Below are 20,188 nucleotides of genomic sequence, written 5' to 3'. Positions count from 1 at the left end.
GGCATTTGCCGCCGTTGGCGTTGATCACCCGGTAGTTGGAACCTGATTCGGTCAGGTTCCAGGTCTGGGAGGAGGTTCCCGAGCAGGTTTCCTGTTGTACGGCTTTGCCCGCCGAGGTGCTCGCGTCCTGGACTCCGGCGCACAGGCCGCTGTGGACGGCTTTGAGCTGGGTGCCGCTTCCGGTCACCGTCCAGGCTTGTCCGGCGCCGCCGCAGCCGCTCTGGGTGAGCTGGACACCGGAGGCCGAGCCGCCGCCGGGAACGGTCAGGCACAGGCCGCTGGCGTTGTTCACCAGGTTGTAGTTTCCCGCGACGGGAGCGGCGGCGCCGAACGCCCATCCGGACACGGCGACCGCGCCGGCGACGACGGCGGCGACGGCCCTCCTGTCGAATCTGATCTTCACAGCCGAACTCCTTGCTGGTCCGGCAGGCCCACGCGGCCTGCGTTCCGGATCCCCCCAGCGAGTGCGCACCGCTCACATGAGTGAGCACGTCCGTGTTGGCGGACAATGAACACCATAGGAAAGCGCTTTCCAACTGTCAACGGCCGGGGCCCTCCACACCGAACCGGTCTTTCGGCCCCCGGGGCGTCACAGTCGCGGGGCCGCGACTTGGCAGATCTGGCCGTCACGCCTCCGGGGGGTGTGCTTCTACCGTGCTGCCATGGACACTCCGGATCTCCTCATCAGGAACGCCACCCTGCGCGGCCGTCCCGGCAGGTGGTCGCTGGCCGCCACGGACGGGCTCATCACCCTCGTCACCGAGGACGATCCCGGCCTGGGCCCGGCGACCGGCGTGACCCTCGACGCGGACGGCTCCCTGGTCACCGAGCCGTTCGTGGACGCGCACCTGCACCTGTGCAAGGTCCACACCCTCGACCGGGCCGGGCCCGCCGCGCTCTCGGAGTACACCGGGGGCGCGATGGGGGCCGCGATGGGCGCCATCGAGACGGCCGCCGCCGTCAAGACCGGCCAGACCGCGGAATCCGTCCTCGAACGCGCCAGGCCGGTGCTCCTGGAGTCCGTACGACACGGCGTCCGGGCGGTGCAGGCCTTCGCCGACATCGACCCGAGGGCGGGGCTCACCGGGCTGGAGGCGCTGCTGGCGCTGCGCGAGGAGTTCCGCGGCGTGGTCGACGTGCGGGTGGTGGCGTTCCCGCAGGACGGCCTGCTCCGCGAACCCGGAACCGAGGAACTCGTCGCCGAGGCCGTACGGCGCGGTGCCGACGTGGTGGGCGGCATCCCCTGGATCGAGTGGACCGACGCCGACGCCGCCGAGCACGTGCGGCGTATGGTCGACCTCGCCCAGCGGCACGGCCTGCGCGTCGCCATGCTGGTCGACGACGCGGGAGACCCGGGGCTGCGCACGTCCGAGATGCTCGCGAGGGAACTGCTGGCGCGGAACATGATCGGACGCGGCAGCGCCCAGCACGCCAGGGCGATGGCGCTCTACCCCGAGCCGTACCTGCGCCGTCTGGCCGGGCTGTGCCGCGCCGCGGGGCTCGGTTTCGTCAGCGATCCGCACACCGGACCGCTCCACCTGCCGGTCTTCCAGCTGGCCGACGCCGGTGTCCCGGTCGCGCTCGGCCAGGACGACATCGAGGACGCCTACTACCCGTTCGGGCGGCACAACCTCCTGGAGGTGGCCTTCCTGGCCGCGCATCTGCTCGACGCCCGCACCGACGGGGCCCTGGAACGGCTGTACGACATGGTGACCGTCGAGGCCGCGCGGGTCGTCGGCCTGCCCGCCCACCGCCTGGAGCCCGGGGCCCCCGCAGATCTCGTCATCCTCGAAGGACGGACCCTCCGCGAGGCCCTGACCCGGCACGCGCCACCCCGCCACGTCGTCGTCGCGGGCCGGGTCGTGGCCTCGTCCAACTCGCACACCTCCTTCGGACCCGGTGTTCCTCACTGACGGCCGCGGGCGCCGGGACGGCGAGCGAGACCGGAGACCCGGTACGACGCCCGGGGGACTAGCACGGTGTTTCAGGGGCGGGACCGGGGGAAACGGCGCCCGGATCGACGGGATTCTCGTCATGGACGGCCGCGAAAACGGGTGCTCGGACGGGGATGATCTACTGAACCCTGGCGGTCCGGCCGCGGATGGCATCCTGTCGGGGCACGAGCCTCCGGCGGAGCCCGGTAGCCGAACGTCACCGATCGCTCCCCTTCCACTCCTTTCCGCTACCGGTGAGTAATCACACCGCCCGAAGGCTTTGGGCTCCGCTAGCAGACTCCCGCGACCCCCTCCACTTACCGTGAGAGCAGGTTACGCATCGTGTCGGCGTCGTCCTCGGCGCGGCACGGCGCTCCGCCGGCCCGGGCACACAGGCCAGGGCTCAACCGATTCGACACCGATTCGACGTGGAGTGATCTGCCATGACCAAAATCAGGAACGCTCTCGCAGCCGGAGCGATGATGGCCTCCGCTCTCATCGTCCCCTCGGCGATGCCGGCCTCGTTCGCCGCCGCGGACACAGCGGCCACTCTCAACTCCGTCCTGAAGCCCTGCAGCGAGTACAGGAACCCCGACAGGTGCCGCGCCCGGCGCGAGCACAGGCGCGAGTACCGGCGCGAGTACGGCCGGGAGTACGGCCGAAACGAGCGCGGCAGGCACGAATACGGCCGGCAGGAGCGCGGCATACAGGAGCGAAACCGGAACGAGCGCGGCAGGCAGGAGCGAAGCCGAAGCGAACGCGGCATGGAAGAGCGAAACCGGAACGAACGTGGCATGCAGGAGCGCGGCCGAAACGAGCGCGGCATGGAAGAGCGCGGCCGAAGCGAACGCGGCATGCAGGAGCGCGGTCGACACGAGCGCGGCACAGAAGAGCGAGGCCGAAACGAGCGCGGCATGGAAGAGCGCGGCCGAAACGAGCGCGGTATGCAGGAGCGGGGCCGAAACGAGCGCGGCATGGAAGAGCGCGGTCGGCACGAGCGCGGTATGGAGGAGCGCAGCAGGCAGGGCGGTATCGGCAGGGGCGCCGGTATCGGTGGCGGCATCAGCGACAGCGTCGGTGGCACCGGCACCGGCCGCGGGATCAACAACTGACAGGCGATCGACGGACGACTGACACGGCCCCCGGCGGACAGGAGGCCGGGAGGCCGTCACCGTAGTGCGAGCCGCACGCTCCCCTTCCCGGCGAGGAAGGTCCGGCCAGGCTCGCGAAAGAGCGGGAGATCCGTCCCACGACGGGCGGCCCGACCCACCAAGCACCCGGGTCGGGCCGCCCACCGCCTCGCGCTCAGGTCCGGACGTGGGCGCGGGTCAGGAGCAGGACGCGGAGTCGGGACTCGGACGCGGGCTCGGGTTCAGAATCGGGTTCGGGCTCGGGACTCGGGACTCGGGACTCGGGACTCGGGACTCGGGGGCGAGTTTGGGCTCGGGTTCGGACGCGGGTTCAGGCTCGGATTCGGCGAGTTCGCCCGCGCACTCCCGCCACCGTAGAGACGACACCGGTCACCGTGAAATCCCCCGCGACCCCGTACGCGAACGAACCGGCCCGACCCCCTAGCCCGCGGCTTCGTGGGCTTCGACGAGCCGTTTGGGAGCCGTCAGGCACCACGCCTCGGTGACCAGCTCGAACAACTCCTCAGCGTCGATCTTCGCGAGGTGCACCACGACCCAGCCGAACCGGCCCGCGGTGAACTGGACCTCGAACACGTCCGGACGCTCCGCCACCAGCGCGATCTGCTCGTCGATCGTCGCCTTGAGCCCCACGGTCTCCGTCTTCTCCCACAGGTAGCCGAAGCCCTTGCCCCGCACCTTCAGCGAGACCCACTCGCCGCCGTCGCCCTGCTCGGTCTCAGGCAGTTCCTTAACCATCTCCAGGAACTCATCCACGCTCACACCCATGGACCACGTCTATCAGAGCTCACCGACATTTATCCCCGGCGTTTGTCCGGATCGCGGCGATATGGCGCTACGCCGCGCGACTCGCTCACGGCCTGCCGGACGGAACCACCGGGAAAAAGGCGGCCCCGACCCGGCAGGGCCCTGGCCGGGACGCACCGTACCGTGTCCTGTGGGACAGCGGCGGTCCACACCATGAACCGGGGCGTCCCGCGCCGACATCGACGAGAAGGTCCGGCCGGGGGCTCCGGCGGACGTCAGCCCGTGACGCCGGGCTCGCCGTTCTCGATGTGTCCCATCAGGCGACGGGCGAAGGCGGCGTCCCCGGCGACGGTGATCCACAGGTCGTACCATCCGGTCTCGGCCCGCCACGGTATCCGCGCGGTGTCCCCGGACCCGACCCGCAGCGTCCGCGCCGTCCCGCCGTAGGCCAGGGGCGAGATCGTCACGTCGGCCGGTTCGTCACCGGTGTTGACGACGGCGATCTCGATCGTCCGCGCGGCCGCGTCGATCACGCTGGACGTCTCCACCGGGTCGCCCGTCCCGCCCCGGAACTCCCGGCGGAAACCGTTCGGCCCGGTGAGGACGAGGGCGTACGTGGGGCACGGGAAGTAGACCGCCTCGCGAGCGTGGCCGAGCACGTCGAAATGCAGTGGCCGGACGAGCTCTCCCATGTAGCCGTACAGCGCCAGGTGCACGCTCTCCGTACCGGCGTTGCTCATCGCGATCTCGACGGCGCGACCGCTGGTCCGCGCCGAAGCGTCGGGCAGGTACGGCAGCGCGCGGGCGGGCCTGACCCCCGGTTCCACGCCGGGCATCCGCTGCACGGCGGGGACGTCGGGATACCAGCGGCCGGTCGAGGCCCCCTGGACGGCCGGAACGTCCCGGATGGTCAGGGCGTTCTGAGCAGGTAAGGCACCCTGAACGAGCGGAACCTCCCGTACAGGCGGAGCCCCCTGACCGGACGAGGCGCTCCGGGCGGACAAGGTGCTCTGACCGGAGAAGGCGCTCTGACCGGACGAGGTGTTCTCGGGGGCGCTGGGAACCGGTGTCTCCGGGGCGGGCCACGCCTCCGGGCGGGCGAAGTCGAAGGCGGAGGTGAGGTCCCCGGCGACGGTCCGCCGCCAGGCGCTGATGTCGGGGGCCCTGATGCCGAGCCAGGTCTCCAGGAACCGGACCGTCGAGCTGTGGTCGAACGTCTGCGAGCAGACGTGGCCTCCCACGCTCCACGGCGACACGACGATCATCGGGACGCGCATGCCCAGCCCGATGGGCCGCCCGGCGACGAACTCCCCCGGGGTTCCGTCGGGCGGTACGGGCGGGGGAACGTGGTCGAAGAAGCCGTCGTTCTCGTCGTAGGTGACGAAGACCGCGGTGCTCGCCCACACCTCCGGGCTCGACGCCAGCGCGTCGAGGATCCGGTAGACGACCTTCCCGCTCTCCACGGCCGAGGATCCCTCCGGGTGTTCGGAGTCGGCGAGCGAGGTGACGATGTACGAGACCTCGGGGAGGCGTCCCGCCGCCACGTCCGCGGCGAACCACTCCCCCAGCCCGCCCGTCCGGGTACGGCGCAGCGCCCGGTCGTAGAGCACCCGGTCGGCCGGATCGAGGCGGGCCGCCCTCTCCTCCAGCCAGTCGAGCATCGACGCGGGATCCTCGGACGCGCGTACCTTCTCGTAGAAGGAGTGTGTGCTGCTCAGCCCCAGTTTCGCCATGACGGCCTTGAACGTGGCGAAGAACTCCAGGTTGTTGCACTGGTAGTTGTCCCACTCCTGGTAGACCTGCCAGGAGTGCCCGGCCCTGGTCAGCAGCTCGGGCACCGTGGTCCAGGAGTAGCCGGGGTGCCCGTCCTCCTCGCAGGCGCCGTTGTCGACGGCCCGCTGCTCGGTACCGGGCTCGTGGCCCGTGTGGCCGGAGACGTGGTAGTTGCGGTTCGGCGTCGTGGAGCTCAGCACCGAGCAGTGGTAGGCGTCGCAGATCGTGAACGCGTCCGCCAGCTCGTAGTGGAACGGGAGGTCCTCGCGGTCGTAGTACGCCATGGTGGACGGGCCCTTGTTGGGCACCCAGGCGTCGTTCCAGCCCGTCGCCCAGGCGTTCTGCGTGCCGAGCCAGCTGTGGTCGTGGGTGTCGAGCAGCATCGGGTCGGCTCCCGCGCGCTCGGCGGCCTCCCGTACGGGAAAGGGCAGGATCCCGTCCTGCTCGAAGACCGGCCGCAGGGCCCGGGTGGACACCGCGTTGCGGTCGCCGTAGCCGCGCACCCCGCGCATCCGGCCGAAGTAGTGGTCGAAGGACCGGTTCTCCTGCATGACGAAGACGACGTGCTTGAGGTCGGAGAGGGTTCCGGGAGGGGCGGGCCGCGCCAGCAGGCGCACGAGCGAAGGGGGAAGTGCGGACTTTGCCGACATTGACGCATTCCTTTAACGGCATTTCGAGCAAGCCTCAACCTAACAACCCGGCTCCGTCCATCCCGCACCCGGTATCACCCGGGATGCGCCCCGCTGTCCCGTCCGCGCTCACCGCCGGGGCGGCGGGAACGCGGTACCGGCGATGTCACGGGCCCGGTCGAGACAGATGATCGGGACGACGGCGTGTGGTCGACGGATCCGGAGGTTCATGATGCTCGCGGCGTGGTTTCGATTCTCCGGCGCTGTCGCGGCCCCGACGCGTCCGGATCTTCTGGAGCTCGCGCGGGATCTCATGCGGGATAGGCGGGACATCTTGATTATGCCGATCGCGAAAGCCAGGGGCACGCTCACGTTCCCCATGAGAAACGGAAACGGCCCGCACCACGGTCCCGGCGACGATTTCCATCGTGTCGACGTGCTCTTCGAACAGTGACATCCTTTACTCCGGCGTTGTCAGGTGGAGTAGCCGCTTCAACATGAGAGGTAATGACCGAAATATCAGTTCCGTCCGTTCGGATGGCCTTGCCTCCAGGAGCGGAAACCCGATGCCGACCGGGTACGGGACTTGCCGACTCAGACGATCAATACCTACCTTGGGATGCGACTTTCTCCTTCATCACGAGGTTCCGGAAAGGACGGGGGTGGCGTGGCCGAGCGAATGGTGCCCAATCCCCGGCACGAGCGGTTGCGGCAATTGCTCGTGGAGGCCACGGACAGAGCCCACGAGGTACGGCAGGCGTACCAGCGCGCCTCCTCGGCGATGCGGTCGGGAAAGGTGTGGACGGGGCCGACGGCCACCACCTGGACCACCGAGCTGGAAGAGCGGCACCGGTTACTGGGGCGGCTCGCCCAGCGCGTGGTGGACGCGGTGGAGGAGGAGCTGCGCCGCCACCCTCCGCTGGTGACCGAGTCCCAGGCGAACATCGCGCGCCGGGAGATGGCCGGGCGGACATGACCGTCGTGACCGTGAAGGGGATGTTCCATGGCACCCACCTCCGAGTTCTGTGGCATCGACCCCGAGGAGATGGGACAGCTCGCCACCTCCCTGCGCGGCGCGGCCGACCTGCTGACCGCGTTCAGCAGGGAGTTCGACGGAAAGCTCCGCTCGCACGGGATCAGCACCCCCGCACTGCGGGAGATCACCGACATCGCCGACTGGGGAGGCACCCAGGTCTCCATGCTCCACGGCCGGATCGACCTGATCAACGCCCTGGGAAACGGCGCCCCGGAGCTGGGCGGGGCAGGCGGCACGGCGTCGGCGGCGGGCGGGCAGGGGCTGATCCGCCTCCCCGACGAGCTGAAGAACTTCGACATCGCCCAGGGCCTGGCCAGAATGTACGGCGACGACATCTTCGTGAACTTCAGCGGCGAGCCGCAGGCCAAGCTCATCCACGAGCACATCGACGACATCGCCAAACTCGCGGACAACCCCCAGGCCGCCGCCGCCTTCTTCGCCCTGCTGTCCCCGAAGGTCCGCGACAGCCTGCCCAATCTCATCGCGGTCACCGGCAGCAAGACCGCCAGGCAGGACCTCGCCGCCTTCGGTAAGGCCCTCGGCGCCGCCCTGAACGCCCCACCCCTCGTTCCGGCCTTCGCCAAGATCAGGGACGACCTGATGAGACCGGCCGGCAGCAAGGTCGCAGCATGGAACCGGCTCGCGCTGCTCAGGGGCGCGAACGCCCCCTCGTCCGTCCGCAGCGCGGCGGCCCGCGCACTGGTCCTGGACGAATTCGCGAAGAGCCCCCGGCAGGACTGGCGCGCCGGCGGGCCCGCCGAGACGAAGGCGTACGGCCTGCCCGAAGACCTGGTCGCGATGGGCCTGGAGGTGCTCGCCGGGGACGGCGTGGCCGTACGGGACACGTTCGCCAAGATGGGCGGGGCCGACGTCAAGCTCAGCCAGGCCGACAAGATGAAACTGTTCCTCGACTACGCCAAGAACACCGGCAACGGGGACGAGGTGGCCGACGCCTTCGGCCACGCGATGGAAGCAGGCACCGAAGCCACCACCGAAAAAGCCGGCAAACACAGCCCGGGAGCAGCCGCTTTCGCCTTCGACGCCATCCGCGCCGCCGCTTCCTTCGACACCGACCTGCCGAAACCGACCAGGGACTCCATGGTCACCATCGCGAAATCGTATATCCACGAACTGGCCTCGGGCGCCCGATTCGACAAGGCTGCCTATCGGGATTCCGGTATGGCGGCGCCGGAGAACTGGACCCCCCTTCCCAATGTGACCCCAGCCTTCTACCTCAGCCCCGGCGACACCTATCGCTTCATGCGGACCTTCGTCGGGGACAAGCAGTTCACCGACGACTTCGACGCGACCGCCGCCCAGTTCCGCCATGACACACTGACGGCGGCGGCCCAACTGGACGCGCAGGCCGAGACCCGGCACTTCGGGAAAACAGCGAGGATGTTCGGCGACCTCGCAGGTCTGGAATTCAAGGCCACACTGGATGTGCGCGGCGAGATGGACGCCACCGACGACCTGATTCGCGACATCACCAAGAACACCCTCTCCCTCGGTCTCGACCGTATTCCTTTGACGGGTGTCCTCGCGCATAAGGCCATCCAGGAAACGTGGGAGCTGACCAAGGCATACGGCGCCAGCACCCTGCTCGACATGTGGGCCGATAGTTTCGAAACGCGAGTCGAAGAGGCTACTGGGGCACGATCGGACTTCGTTCTACGTCAGAAGTACGACATGGCACATATTCTTTACGAGGCGGGCTACCCGACGAGCAAACCTCCCGCCGAGCTCGTCAACAAGGACACCGGTGACCTCAAGACCTATGACGAGCTCCTGACTGAAGCAAAGCGGGAGGCCGAGAGCAGCGGCAAGAAGTGGGAGGAGACGCTACAGGAGAAGCTGACACCCTACGAGCGTTGGATGGACATCAACGATAATTTAGACACCAAGAGCGAGGAGGCCTCGTTGTTCCAGGCCAACGAGCAGGCTAAGGAACAGATAAAACTTTGGAACTAATTCCACCCTCCTCATTAGCGTGGCAGACATGCTGTCACCGCATGAATCCTCCAGGTAGGGGCCTCAGGGGCAACATATACAGTTATTTTGATTTCCAAGTCTTTTTTCATACCATAAATGAAACGCCCTTCACTGATATTTGATTGGCTAAAATCAAACTCCAGCTTGTATCCAAGGACCCGAGCAAGCGTGTTCTCCATGAGCGTTTGAGCTTGATCCAAATGGTCGACCAACGGCTCATCGACACGTTCATAGTCCGCTGTAGCTCGAAGCGACCGCTTGAATTTGCCCTTGTCACAGCGAATATCCTTGTCCGGACGCTGCAGAATGCGCAGCTTCTTGAGCGGATTCTTTAATATGCTGTCGGTCTCCAAGCGTTGAGTGTCCTTCTGCAACTCCGCCGCCGCCCTATCCAGCGTGGGTTCGGAGGCGCATGCCGATGACACCATCACCAATGCCAAACCGATGGTCAGCGGCCAGGTGAAGCGCATTCCGTACCTCCGGAGGTGGGTGGCGACGAAGACGTGTCAATCTTCACCCACGCGGCACGCCGCCGCCATACCCTTTCCATATCCATCTGTCACCGATGGCCGTCACCGCAGTCGATCCGGCGATTCGGGTGACAGAAGCACCCCGTTCCGTAGACGCCAGCGGCCTCGGAGTGGGCGTGCCATCGAAGGCCGGGAAGGCGTGTTCGTCGTCGCGGCCCTGTCTTGCGAGCGATTTTCGACGTTCACACCAGAGCACAAAAGAGCATCAGCGTACTCACGCGTTATCATACCCTTCCACCCGAAAAGGATATGCGTTTCTTTTTTGTCGCACTGCCGCGACGATAATTTCTGCGCTTAGAGCGCCTTCCCGGCCACCGGTTGACGGTCGGTTCGTCAATCCAGGTCAAGTCGGGTCAGGGCAGGCCATGCCAGCCACCGGCATGCATTGACTGAATTCGACAGTGCCGATCAAAACGTGCTCCGGCGGAAGTGGGGGGCAGTGTGTCGAAGTGGCTGTCTGGTCGAGTAGCGGGGTCGCCCAGTCACCGGCCTGGGTCGCCGACGGGTGGAGGGCGTTCGGCGGTGATGTCAGGACCGGCGTGTTTGGCTCTCTGGTCTGGTTTTTCGTGCTCTCCGGGCAAAAGGTGAGGGTTCCCACGCTGGGAAAAAGGGTTGAGCGGGGGTGGCGGGCGCGAGCATCATCGGCCCATGGATCTCGTCGCGTCCCTGCCCGCCTTCGTCGTCGCCGTCGTGCTGATCTCCGCGTCACCGGGTCCCGCGATGGCGTTGATCCTGCGCCGTGCCGCGCTGCACGGTTTCAGGGGGGCGGTGCCGACGGTGCTGGGCCTGGAGGCCGGTCTGTACGCCTGGGCGCTGTTCGCCGCCGCCGGTCTGGCCGCCCTGGTGGCCGCCTCGGAGGTGGCCTTCCTCGTCCTGCGCGTGATCGGTGCGGGCTTCCTGCTCTACCTGGGGCTGAAGGCGTGGCGCACCGCGTGGCGGATCCGGGGGGCCGGGATCGTGCCGGAGTTCGCCGAGGACACGCCGCCCAGCCCGAAGCGGGGCTGGTGGAGGGCCTTCGGCGAGGGCGCCCTCGTGATGCTCGCCAACCCGAAGATCGCGGCCTTCATGATCGCTTTCTATCCTCAGTTCGTACCGGCCGACCAGCCGCTGCTCTTCACCACCGCGCTCCTCGCGCTTCTACAGGTGGCCGTCGAGATCGCCCTGTACCTCGCCCTGGCGGCGGTGGTGGGGCGCGCGGGCGCGTGGTTCCGCAGGCCCGTGATCCGCCGACGCCTGGAGGCTGTCAGCGGCACCGTTCTCATCGTCCTGGGCCTGCGGATGGCCGCCGCGACCCGCTGACGTCGCCGGACGAACTTGCACCTCCTGTAGAGGGAGGCGCCAGGCTGGGGGCATGAACGGCGACACGCTCTACTCGATCGGTGATCTGGCCCGGCGGACCGGGCTGACGGTCAAGACCGTCCGGTTCTACTCCGACCGCGGGATCGTGCCGCCGACCGGCCGCAGCCCGGCCGGTCACCGCCTCTACGGCATCGACGCCGTCACACGCCTTGACCTCGTACGGACGCTGCGCGACCTGGGAGTGGACCTTCCCACTATCCGCAGGGTCGTGGACCGGGAGATCTCGCTTCCCGAGGTCGCCGCGGCGCACGCCGAGGCACTGGCGGTGCAGATCCGGACGCTGCGCCTGCGGCGCGCGGTGTTGACGGCGGTGACCAGGCGCGGGTCCACCCCCGAGGAGATGGATCTCATGCACAAACTGGCCAAACTCTCCGAGGACGAACGCCGACGCCTGATCGGTGACTTCCTCGACACCGCCTTCGGCGACCTGGACGCCAACCCCGAATTCACCGGTATCAGGCGTTCGATGACCCCCGAACTGCCCGACGAGCCCGAACCCGAGCAGGTCGAGGCATGGGTGGAGTTGGCCGAGCTGTCGCAGGACCCGGATTTTCGCGCCGTCATGCGCCGCCTGGCCGAACAGCACACGGCCGAGCGCGCCCAGGGTGACACCACGGGCCCGCGCCGCGATCCCGTCGCGATGGCCCGCGACCAGGCGGGTCCCGCCCTGTCGTCCGGCATCGCCCCGGACTCGCCCCAGGCCGATCCGGTCGTCGCTGCGGTCACGGCCCAGTACGCGAACGCCGTCGGCCGCCCCGACGACGCCGACCTGCGGCGTCGGCTGCTGGTACGGCTGGAGAGCGCGAACGACCCCCGCAGGGAGACGTACCTCCGGCTGCTCGCGGTGATCAACGGCTGGTCGGCCCCGGAGAGCCTGACGCCGGTGCTCGACTGGTTCGTCCAGGCCCTGCGTACCCGGATACCGGCGTAGCGGGCCGCTCACGGCGGCGTCACCGGACCGGCCGGACCGGCTGGACCGGTTCGTCTCATGCGGCCTCGCGGGGTCACGTTCGGCGGGCAGGCCGCATGAGACGCGGAGCGGAGTGGACAGGGGCGAGAAACACCTCGATGTCCTGACGCTCCACCGCTCCCTCATTCCAGGGACGGACGATGCCGCAAGCCTGACAGAGCGGGCCGTAGAGAGCAGGCCTGACATGGCGGGCCTGATGGGAGGCGGCGCTCGGCGGATGCCCGTCCTCGGCAGTGGGAGCCGACGCCCGGCGGGCACTCATCCTCAACCCGCTCCCGTGAATGCCGGATTGCCGGATTTCCGGATGGAACAATCGGCGCATGGCACGCTTCAAACGGCTCACCGTCGAGGAAGCCCGCATCCTCAGCCGCGAACAGCTCCTGCCCCGGATCGAGGCCGAGCAGAAGTACTGGTATCGGCTCATGAACCACATGGAGATGCGTGTCGGTGACGACGACGCGTTCAGGACCTTCAACGAGATCATGCACGTCGTCATCGGCCCCGGCCACTCCGTCTCCGACACGCTCGCCCTCCTCGGGGACGAATCCCGTGACCGGGACTACTGGACGAAACCGCTCGGCGAGCTCGGCGACCTCTGACCCCCAGGCTGCGCGCCGTTTCGGTCACCGTGTCATTTTAGCCATTCTCGTCACCGGTTATTCTTCGGCCATCGGGAAAACGCCTGAAGCCGCCTCTCACCCGGTCAGGCGGATCACGGTCTCAGCCGCCATAAACTTTCTTCCCCGGGACCCGAATATGGTGTCGCCCGATCCATTCGCCCGGCATTCCGGGAGAATATCCTCCCGACGCCGAAGGTTCACGAGCCCTTAACTTTCATTTACACCGATCTTGACTCAGGGCTGCAAATATCCTACCTTGATCCTCGACCACGGTGCGGAACACCGCGCCTCCCCAGGGACCGTGACCGTTTCACCCCCCAGGAAATCGACGGGAAGGTTCAATGCGAAGATTGTTGCCCGGGGCGTCGCGGGACTGCGCGCCTCCGACTGAAGGCCGAAGCCAAAACCAAAGCCAAAACCGGCCCCGGACCCGACGCCGGTTCGGAAGGCTGTCGTTCGCCGTCCGCGCGTTCATGGCCGCGGTCGTGACGCTCTTCGTCTTCCCCGGCACCGCCTTCGCGGACCCGCCCTCCGCCCTCGACTGGGCGGCTCCGTGGCCCGACCGCATCTACGAGCCGGGGTTCGACTACGACGGCGACGGCTGCTACCCCACCCCGGCCATCGGGCGTGACGGGACGATCGCCCCTGGCCTGGCCCTGGGCGGCGCCGAGAACGGCCACTGCCGCGACTCGTGGGACCTGGACAACACCAACGCCTACTCGCGCGTCAAGTGCAACAACGGCTGGTGCGCGTACATGTACGCGCTCTACTTCGAGAAGGACCAGGCGGCCCTGGGGCCGGGCAGCGCCGGGCACCGGCACGACTGGGAGCACGTCGTGGTGTGGGTGCAGGGCGAGTGGGGCATGTACGTTTCGACGTCCGCGCACGGCAAGTACACCACCCGCCACAGAAACGACGTGCCCTGGGACGAGACCGGGAAACACCCGCTGGTCGTTTACCACAAGGACGGCATCAGCACGCACTGCTTCCGTCACGCGGGTTTCGGCGAGCGGCCGGAGAACCACAAGGGATGGTGGCAGTGGCCGCCGTTGATCGGCTGGGACAACTATCCGCCCGGATTCCGCGACAAACTGGTCAACCATAATTTCGGCAGCGCCAGTTTCGGTATCAAGGACGGTTCGTTCGAGTGGGAGCTTTCAAAGGCCCTGCCGTCCGGAATTCCCTTCAATCCCTACGCCTGATCCGGCCGAAACGGGATTCACGCCTTGAGCCCGTACATCAATGACGTACGGGCTCAGGGCTATGGTTGATAGCTGCAGAGCCGTCCGGTCCGGGCCGTCAGGCGCAGTTCCTCGCCGAGGATCGGGTCGGCGGCGGCGACGCGGGTGACGGCACGCCGGACGGCCTTGCCGACCGAGACGCGGGCGCGCTCCTCGTCGCCGGTGAAGTTCCTGGTCCGTCCGGCCAGGCCGGTCGCCGACGCCAGCTCGTCGATCAGCCAGTCGCGTTCGGCCCGTACCCGTTCGGCCCGGACGATGTCGTTGGCCGACTCGTACGCCTCGATCTCCTCCCGCAGCAGCGACAGCCGTTCGCGGTAGGCCCTCATGGCCTCCTCGTCCCGGGTCGGCTGGGCGGTTCCGGCACCGGCGTCCACGGCCGCCCCGTGGTGCGGCACCGGGCCCGCGGCCAGCTCGACGGCCGGGATCTCGTGCCGGGGGTTGGCCAGCAGGACCGCGAGGTAGGTCATTCCCAGGCTGTGCTCGACGTGCGCGCTCCGGGAGCCCAGCGCGACCCGCCACCGGCGGCCCTCGCGCCGGCACTCCACCGGCCGGTCGCCGCGCCCGGCGACGGTGACCTCGGTGCGCGGCCCCCTCCCACCGGGCAGGACCATGCCCAGCTCGGCCGCCTCGCTCGTGGCGGCCTCCAGCTGCCTGCCCTCCTCGGCGACGTCTCCCGGCCGACGCGGGCCCACGTCCTGCCGCCGCGGACGGGGACCAGGAGCAGGCAGAAAACCACCGCGAAGAAGATCCAGGCGTACGCCCGGACCTGGAGGGAGCCGAACGCGGCCTCCACGGCGGAGCCCACGGCCACCGAGTCGACCTCGACGCCGAGCTGCTCCCGTACGTAGTCCTGCAGCAGGCTTCTTCCCGCGACCAGGGAGATCGCCGCCGACGCCAGCATGGACACGGCGGCCGTCGCGGTGGCCAGGGTGGCGGCCACCAGCGTCCCGGGCCGGTACGCGTTGCCGCCCACCGGGTGGTGCGCGGTGGGAATGGAATCGTTCACCGGTTTTCCTTTCGATGGTTCCGTACGACTCACACGCCGTACGAACAGAGATCGGCCGGTGTTCATCCACGGAGAGGCGACGCGCTGTGGAGCGTGCCTGCCCGGCCTTCCGGGGAAGGGCCGATGAGCCGGATACCCCTAAGGTGTTCCATCCGGTTCCACCGCCTGTTCCATCTCGGATCCATCCCCGCGTTCCTGGGTGTGACAGGTCCCGCGTACCACCGGCGGCTGTTACAGAACGTGCGATTCCACGGCCGCGTTACGAGGGGAGCCAGGACGGCCACCAGGGCGGGTCACAGTCACCGGTGATTCCTTCGGTGGCGACGTCGTAGACAATCGTCACCATCGGCCCGGTAATCGAGACGAGGACGGCGAGAGCCATCAGAATCGCCTTCAGCCAGCCGTGGAACGCGAACCACGGCAGGTGGGCGACGACAACGACGGGCAGCGAGGCGAGCAGCGAGACTCCGGAAATGACGGGAAAGACAACAAGCCGGCTCGCGACCCAGATCACACCGGAGAAACTCTCTCCGGCGCTCGCCCCACCAAGGCAGTACCCTCGTGTTCTGGCCACCAGAAAAGCGTCGAGGAAAGTCCCCAAAGCCGCGCAGGCCGACGCGACAATCGCCGCTACCGCGCAAACCATGACCCAGAGCGCATCATTCTTCCCTGACACATTCCGCCCGGTCACGGCACGATCAAAACAGACTCCTGTGATTGCGGGGCGCAGAGGGTGTGAGGATACGGTGCAGATCCCTCAAGGCATCCCCTTGGATGTCCCGCCCCCGCCGGGTATGGGCCCTGACCCGCCGAGCCTTTCCCGAGACGGGCGGGAAACGCGCCACACCAGGGCGGAAATACACGCCCATGACCCATGGGTGAGGTCCCGGCGTGGGCACCGGCTGAGCGAGCGGTGAGGTGACCGGCGCGTCCACGGACGCGCCGGTCAGCGTGACGCGCCACCGGAGGCTCGCACCCGCTCGCGAGGGAGTCCTAGTCCACGGCCGGGTATCGGACGATCAGCGTGCTCGGGTGCACGTCACCGCCCCTCCGGCCCGGCCGACGCGCGGCTACCGCCGTGGGTCCCGGATGGCCTCCATGGCGTCGTCGAATTCGGGCAGGCCGTTGGCCGGGCCCTCGACCTTGGCCACGAGCGACAAACTGGGCGGCTTGATCGTGACGCGAGGCCGCCAGGAGAGGTAGTCGGTCGCGGCCGAACCCTCGGCGCGCGGCGGCTGGTGGGGCTTGCCGGTGACCCAGGTGTCCCAGATCGACTCGACCCGCAGGGGCATGCCGTCCCTGTCGGTCCACAGCCACCACCACACGAAGGCCGTGGCGAAGGTGGCGTCGGGCTCCTGACCGGCGAGTGTCCGGAAGGTAGGGGAGAGATCGTACAGGTCGGCGAAGGTGATCTTCCCCTTGTAGAGCGTCACATCCCGGTGCTCCCGGCCGGTGCTGTCCTGGTAGCCCGGCCCCTTGATGAACCTCTTGAAGTAGGTGTCGGACAGCAGCGTCTTCAACGTCTTCGGCTCGAAGATGTTGACGACCTGGTCGGTGAAGGCGCCGCCGTTCGCGACCGTGCCGCGCAGGGCCCAGGTCTTCCCCCCGGGCAGCGCGGGCCCGTAGAGGGATCCGGTGGTGTAGAGCCTGCCGTTCGCCCCCACCGAACGGTGCGGCCGTGTCTGGACCAGGAGACTCTTGGCCACCAGGTCGCCGTTGGCCACGTCGTCCTTCAGGATGTCCTTGGAGTCCTGACGTTCGAACCGCAGGCGCCTGCTCAGGTCGGACGCGACCACCCCGTTCCGCCCGAGCTGGATCGACCCGGCACGCTTGAAGGTGTACTGGAACGACATGCCCGTGCGGTTGACCACCCGCGAGCGCGCACCCGGGTTGACGTGCCCCGCCTCGGTCACCTTGGCGGTGAGCTGGGCGGCCAGGAGCCGCCGTACCGCGGCCACCGGGTCGCCGACGGCCGCTTCCGCCGACGTGGGAACAAGCAGTGCGCAGACCAGAGCCCCGGCCCCGAACACCACAGTTAATCGCCTCATGCGTAGAATGTCCTAACTTATGACTGGATAGCCATACATCTTTGCATGATCCATCGCGTTCGTGTTTGTGAATCCCGGGGGCCGTACCGGCAATTGTGAAGCGCAGACACCTACGGCAAAGCCTTCAGAAGCCGGTCACCCGACGGCCATTTTCGCCCCACACCAAAAAAGCCGAAAAGAAGACGTCCCACCTGCGGGAGATCGTCGAAAAACGATCTCTCACGTATCCACCGACCCCGATGAGGTCCTCGGCGGGCCCGGGGACCATAATCCGGCTATGGATTATGGACGAGTTCACGAAGCGGTCACCAAGAGCTGGAACGAAAACGTGCTGCCCAGCCTTTCCGGCCTGGTGGAGATACCCGCGTTGTCGGCCGCTTTCGACGCCGACTGGGAGCGGAACGGCCACCTGCGAGCCGCCGCCGACCACGTACGCGACTGGATCGCGTCGCGTGACCTGCCGGGCGCCCGGTGCGAGGTCGTCCAGTTCGACGGCCGCGCCCCGCTGCTTCTCGTGGACGTGCCCGCGACCGCCAACGCCACGGCACGCGGCACCGCGCTGCTCTACGGTCACCTCGACAAGCAGCCCCCGCTCGGCGACTGGTCCGACGGGCTTGGCCCGTGGCGGGCGGTGGTGCGCGACGGACGGCTCTACGGCCGCGGCGCGGTCGACGACGGATACTCGGGCTACGCGGCGGCGACCGCGTTGACCGCGATCCGAGCGGCGGGCGGCGACCACGCCCGGACGATCCTGCTGCTGGAGACCGGTGAGGAGTCCGGCAGCCCGGACCTGCCCGCGTACCTGGAGCACCTGTCCGACCGCCTCGGTGACGTGTCCCTGGTGGTCTGCCTGGACGGCGGCGGTGGCGACTACGAACGGATGTGGCTGACCGAGAGCCTGCGTGGCGCGGTGCAGGCGACCGTCACGGTGCGGGTACTGGAGACGTCCGTGCACTCCGGGCTCGCCAGCGGCATCGTGCCGAGTTCCTTCCGCGTCATGCGCCGGCTGCTCGACCGGGTGGAGGACCCGGTGACCGGCGAGGTCACCGTCCCCGAGATGAACGTGCCGATCCCCGAGGAGCGGCGGGCCGGGGCCGAGGCGCTCGCCGCGCTGGAGCCGGGAGCCGCCGGGCGCCGGTATCCGCTCGCCGACGGGATGCGGGCGGCCTCGGACGACGACGTCGAGCTCATCCTCAACAACACCTGGCGGCCGACGCTGTCGGTGATCGGCGCGGCCGGGCTCCCGGACCCCGCGGTGGCGGGAGCCGTGCTGCGCGCCTCGACGTCCCTGCGGCTGAGCTTCCGGACTCCGCCGACGGTCGACGCCGAGGTCGCGCGAGCCGCGCTGGTGAAGACCCTGACCACCGACGTGCCGTACGGCGCGCGGGTCGAGGTGGGCGACTTCCTTCTGCTGAACGGCTGGCAGGCCCCGGCGACCGCGCCCTGGCTGGCCGAGGCGCTGGAGGAGATCGGCGACCGGGTGTTCGGCGAGCCGTGCCGCGGTTTCGGCATCGGCGGCGGGATCCCGTTCATGGAGATGCTCGGCCGGCGCTATCCGGACGCGCAGTTCGTCGTCACCGGCGCGCTGGGGGCCGACTCGAACATGCACGTGCCCGACGAGTGGCTGAACATCGCGTTCGCCGAGCGGGTGACCGAGGCCGTCGCGCACATCCTCGACGCGCACGCCCGCGACTGACCACGCGCCGGGGCGAACCGGGCGGCGCGGATCGGTGGTGGCCGGTCCGCGGCTCCCCGGCCGGTTCCGGCAAGGCCGTCGGCGCCGCGCGGCCGTGCCGATCGCCCTTTCATAGCCACGCCCTATCACCTGATAGGAGCAAACACTTTGACCAATGGATCTTCACGGGCGGAGGGTGAGAGCAACCCCACCGACAAGGAGTAGACGCCATGGCGAAGGTGCTGTGTGTGCTGTACGACGACCCGGACGACGGATACCCCAAGACCTACGCGCGCGACGATCTCCCGGCGCTGGAGGGTTACCCGGGCGGGCAGACCCTGCCGACTCCCAAGGGCGTCGACTTCGTCCCCGGCCACCTGCTCGGCAGTGTCTCCGGCGAGCTGGGCCTGCGGCGCTTCCTGGAGGAGCGCGGCCACACCCTGGTCGTCACCTCCGACAAGGAGGGCGCGGACTCGGTCTTCGACCGCGAGCTGCCCGACGCGGACGTGGTGATCTCCCAGCCGTTCTGGCCCGCCTACCTCACGGCCGAGCGCATCGCGAAGGCGCCGAACCTGAAGCTCGCGATCACCGCCGGAATCGGCTCCGACCACGTGGACCTCGACGCGGCCATCGCGCACGGCGTCACCGTCGCCGAGGTCACGTACTGCAACAGCATCAGCGTCGCCGAGCACGTCGTCATGATGATCCTGTCGCAGGTGCGCAACTACATCCCGTCCTACCAGGTGGTGCTCGACGGAGGGTGGAACATCGCCGACTGCGTGAGCCGCTCCTACGACGTCGAGGGCATGCACGTCGGCACCGTCGCCGCGGGGCGGATCGGCCTGGCCGTGCTGCGCCGCCTGAAGCCGTTCGACGTGCACCTGCACTACACCGACCGGCACAGGCTGCCCCGTGAGATCGAGGAGGAGCTCAACCTCACCTGGCACGCCAGCACGCAGGACATGGTCCCGCACTGCGACGTGGTCACCATCAACGCCCCGCTGCACCCCGAGACCGAGGGCCTGTTCGACGACAAGCTCATCTCCACGATGAAGCGCGGCGCGTACCTGATCAACACGGCTCGGGCGAAGATCGCCGACCGCGACTCGATCGTCCGGGCCCTGGAGAGCGGCCAGCTGGCCGGCTACGCGGGCGACGTCTGGTACCCCCAGCCCGCCCCCGCCGACCACCCCTGGCGCACCATGCCGCACCACGGGATGACCCCGCACATCTCCGGCTCGTCCCTGTCGGCCCAGGCCCGCTACGCCGCCGGCACCCGGGAGATCCTGGAGAGCTGGCTGGACAGCGAGCCGATCCGTGACGAGTACCTGATCGTCCAGGGCGGTGGGCTGGCCGGTACGGGCGCCCACTCCTACTCCACCCGGACCTGACCGGTCGGCTGTCCTGTCCGGTCCCGGCCAGCTGGCCGGGACCGGACAGGACAGCCAGTGGAAGAGCGTTCGCACGGCAACCGCCAACA

At 68.4% G+C, this 20,188-nt stretch carries 19 protein-coding genes; 11 read left to right on the top strand and 8 right to left on the bottom strand.

The features are described from left to right. Nucleotides 1-403: RICIN domain-containing protein (locus ACW9TB_RS24755; protein WP_472750443.1), on the bottom strand; the 403-nt coding region annotated here is incomplete at its 3' end. 259 nt (nt 404-662) lie between these two features. On the opposite strand from ACW9TB_RS24755, the gene ACW9TB_RS24750 reads away from it, so the two are divergent. Together ACW9TB_RS24750 and ACW9TB_RS24745 are read left to right on the top strand one after the other, a co-directional pair. Next, on the top strand, nt 663-1,913 hold the full coding sequence (locus tag ACW9TB_RS24750) for an amidohydrolase family protein (protein ID WP_472750442.1): 1,251 nt from the start codon (nt 663-665) through the stop codon (nt 1,911-1,913). Between the two features lie 464 nt (nt 1,914-2,377). Next, nucleotides 2,378-3,046 (top strand): hypothetical protein, encoded by a 669-nt coding sequence (locus tag ACW9TB_RS24745; RefSeq protein ID WP_472750441.1) that lies wholly within the window; start codon nt 2,378-2,380, stop codon nt 3,044-3,046. A 459-nt stretch (nt 3,047-3,505) separates the two neighbouring features. On the opposite strand, the gene ACW9TB_RS24740 is transcribed toward ACW9TB_RS24745, so the two are convergent. Together ACW9TB_RS24740 and ACW9TB_RS24735 are read right to left on the bottom strand one after the other, a co-directional pair. Then, a complete protein-coding gene (locus ACW9TB_RS24740) occupies nt 3,506-3,850 on the bottom strand; it encodes an MmcQ/YjbR family DNA-binding protein (RefSeq protein ID WP_472750440.1) in 345 nt (114 codons plus the stop codon). A 254-nt stretch (nt 3,851-4,104) separates the two neighbouring features. After that, nucleotides 4,105-6,252, bottom strand: coding sequence for an alkaline phosphatase family protein (locus tag ACW9TB_RS24735; RefSeq protein ID WP_472750439.1), 2,148 nt, complete (start codon nt 6,250-6,252; stop codon nt 4,105-4,107). A gap of 166 nt (nt 6,253-6,418) precedes the next feature. Between ACW9TB_RS24735 and ACW9TB_RS24730 the strand changes: the two genes are divergently transcribed. The 3 genes from ACW9TB_RS24730 (at nt 6,419) to ACW9TB_RS24720 (ending at nt 9,238) form a co-directional block, all read left to right on the top strand. Continuing rightward, nucleotides 6,419-6,685: a hypothetical protein gene (locus tag ACW9TB_RS24730; protein ID WP_472750438.1), complete on the top strand. Its 267-nt coding sequence runs from the start codon at nt 6,419-6,421 to the stop codon at nt 6,683-6,685. Nucleotides 6,686-6,898: 213 nt separating this feature from the next. Next, on the top strand, nt 6,899-7,207 hold the full coding sequence (locus tag ACW9TB_RS24725; protein WP_472750437.1) for a hypothetical protein: 309 nt from the start codon (nt 6,899-6,901) through the stop codon (nt 7,205-7,207). A gap of 69 nt (nt 7,208-7,276) precedes the next feature. Further along, nucleotides 7,277-9,238: a hypothetical protein gene (locus ACW9TB_RS24720; protein ID WP_472750436.1), complete on the top strand. Its 1,962-nt coding sequence runs from the start codon at nt 7,277-7,279 to the stop codon at nt 9,236-9,238. Nucleotides 9,239-9,252: 14 nt separating this feature from the next. Here ACW9TB_RS24720 and ACW9TB_RS24715 read toward each other — a convergent pair whose 3' ends face one another. Beyond that, on the bottom strand, nt 9,253-9,729 hold the full coding sequence (locus tag ACW9TB_RS24715) for a hypothetical protein (RefSeq protein WP_472750435.1): 477 nt from the start codon (nt 9,727-9,729) through the stop codon (nt 9,253-9,255). Nucleotides 9,730-10,437: 708 nt separating this feature from the next. On the opposite strand from ACW9TB_RS24715, the gene ACW9TB_RS24710 reads away from it, so the two are divergent. The 4 genes from ACW9TB_RS24710 (at nt 10,438) to ACW9TB_RS24695 (ending at nt 13,940) form a co-directional block, all read left to right on the top strand. Further along, nucleotides 10,438-11,088, top strand: a complete 651-nt coding sequence (locus tag ACW9TB_RS24710; RefSeq protein WP_472750434.1) for a LysE family translocator — start codon at nt 10,438-10,440, stop codon at nt 11,086-11,088. Between the two features lie 52 nt (nt 11,089-11,140). Continuing rightward, nucleotides 11,141-12,079, top strand: a complete 939-nt coding sequence (locus ACW9TB_RS24705; RefSeq protein ID WP_472750433.1) for a MerR family transcriptional regulator — start codon at nt 11,141-11,143, stop codon at nt 12,077-12,079. A 359-nt stretch (nt 12,080-12,438) separates the two neighbouring features. Next, nucleotides 12,439-12,717 carry a hypothetical protein gene (locus ACW9TB_RS24700; protein WP_472750432.1) on the top strand — a complete coding sequence of 93 codons (279 nt, stop codon included), beginning with the start codon at nt 12,439-12,441 and terminating at the stop codon, nt 12,715-12,717. Between the two features lie 494 nt (nt 12,718-13,211). Beyond that, a complete protein-coding gene (locus tag ACW9TB_RS24695; RefSeq protein ID WP_472750431.1) occupies nt 13,212-13,940 on the top strand; it encodes an NPP1 family protein in 729 nt (242 codons plus the stop codon). Nucleotides 13,941-13,999: 59 nt separating this feature from the next. On the opposite strand, the gene ACW9TB_RS24690 is transcribed toward ACW9TB_RS24695, so the two are convergent. From ACW9TB_RS24690 to ACW9TB_RS24675, 4 genes are all read right to left on the bottom strand, one after another. Next, nucleotides 14,000-14,446 (bottom strand): hypothetical protein, encoded by a 447-nt coding sequence (locus ACW9TB_RS24690; RefSeq protein WP_472750430.1) that lies wholly within the window; start codon nt 14,444-14,446, stop codon nt 14,000-14,002. Beyond that, nucleotides 14,443-14,985, bottom strand: coding sequence for a hypothetical protein (locus ACW9TB_RS24685; protein ID WP_472750429.1), 543 nt, complete (start codon nt 14,983-14,985; stop codon nt 14,443-14,445). Before ACW9TB_RS24685 ends, ACW9TB_RS24690 begins: the two co-directional genes overlap by 4 nt. Nucleotides 14,986-15,244: 259 nt before the next feature. Next, a complete protein-coding gene (locus ACW9TB_RS24680; RefSeq protein ID WP_472750428.1) occupies nt 15,245-15,676 on the bottom strand; it encodes a hypothetical protein in 432 nt (143 codons plus the stop codon). 379 nt (nt 15,677-16,055) lie between these two features. Beyond that, on the bottom strand, nt 16,056-17,033 hold the full coding sequence (locus ACW9TB_RS24675; RefSeq protein ID WP_472750427.1) for a hypothetical protein: 978 nt from the start codon (nt 17,031-17,033) through the stop codon (nt 16,056-16,058). A gap of 277 nt (nt 17,034-17,310) precedes the next feature. On the opposite strand from ACW9TB_RS24675, the gene ACW9TB_RS24670 reads away from it, so the two are divergent. Both ACW9TB_RS24670 and ACW9TB_RS24665 read left to right on the top strand, forming a co-directional pair. Continuing rightward, on the top strand, nt 17,311-18,729 hold the full coding sequence (locus ACW9TB_RS24670) for a M20/M25/M40 family metallo-hydrolase (protein ID WP_472750426.1): 1,419 nt from the start codon (nt 17,311-17,313) through the stop codon (nt 18,727-18,729). A 209-nt stretch (nt 18,730-18,938) separates the two neighbouring features. Beyond that, a complete protein-coding gene (locus tag ACW9TB_RS24665; RefSeq protein ID WP_472750425.1) occupies nt 18,939-20,099 on the top strand; it encodes an NAD-dependent formate dehydrogenase in 1,161 nt (386 codons plus the stop codon). The last annotated feature ends 89 nt before the right edge of the window (nt 20,100-20,188 follow it).

The organism is Streptosporangium sp. H13245, assembly GCF_055690525.1.
Note: the sequence above shows the minus strand (reverse complement) of the source record. Positions and strands in the feature narration are given on the sequence as shown.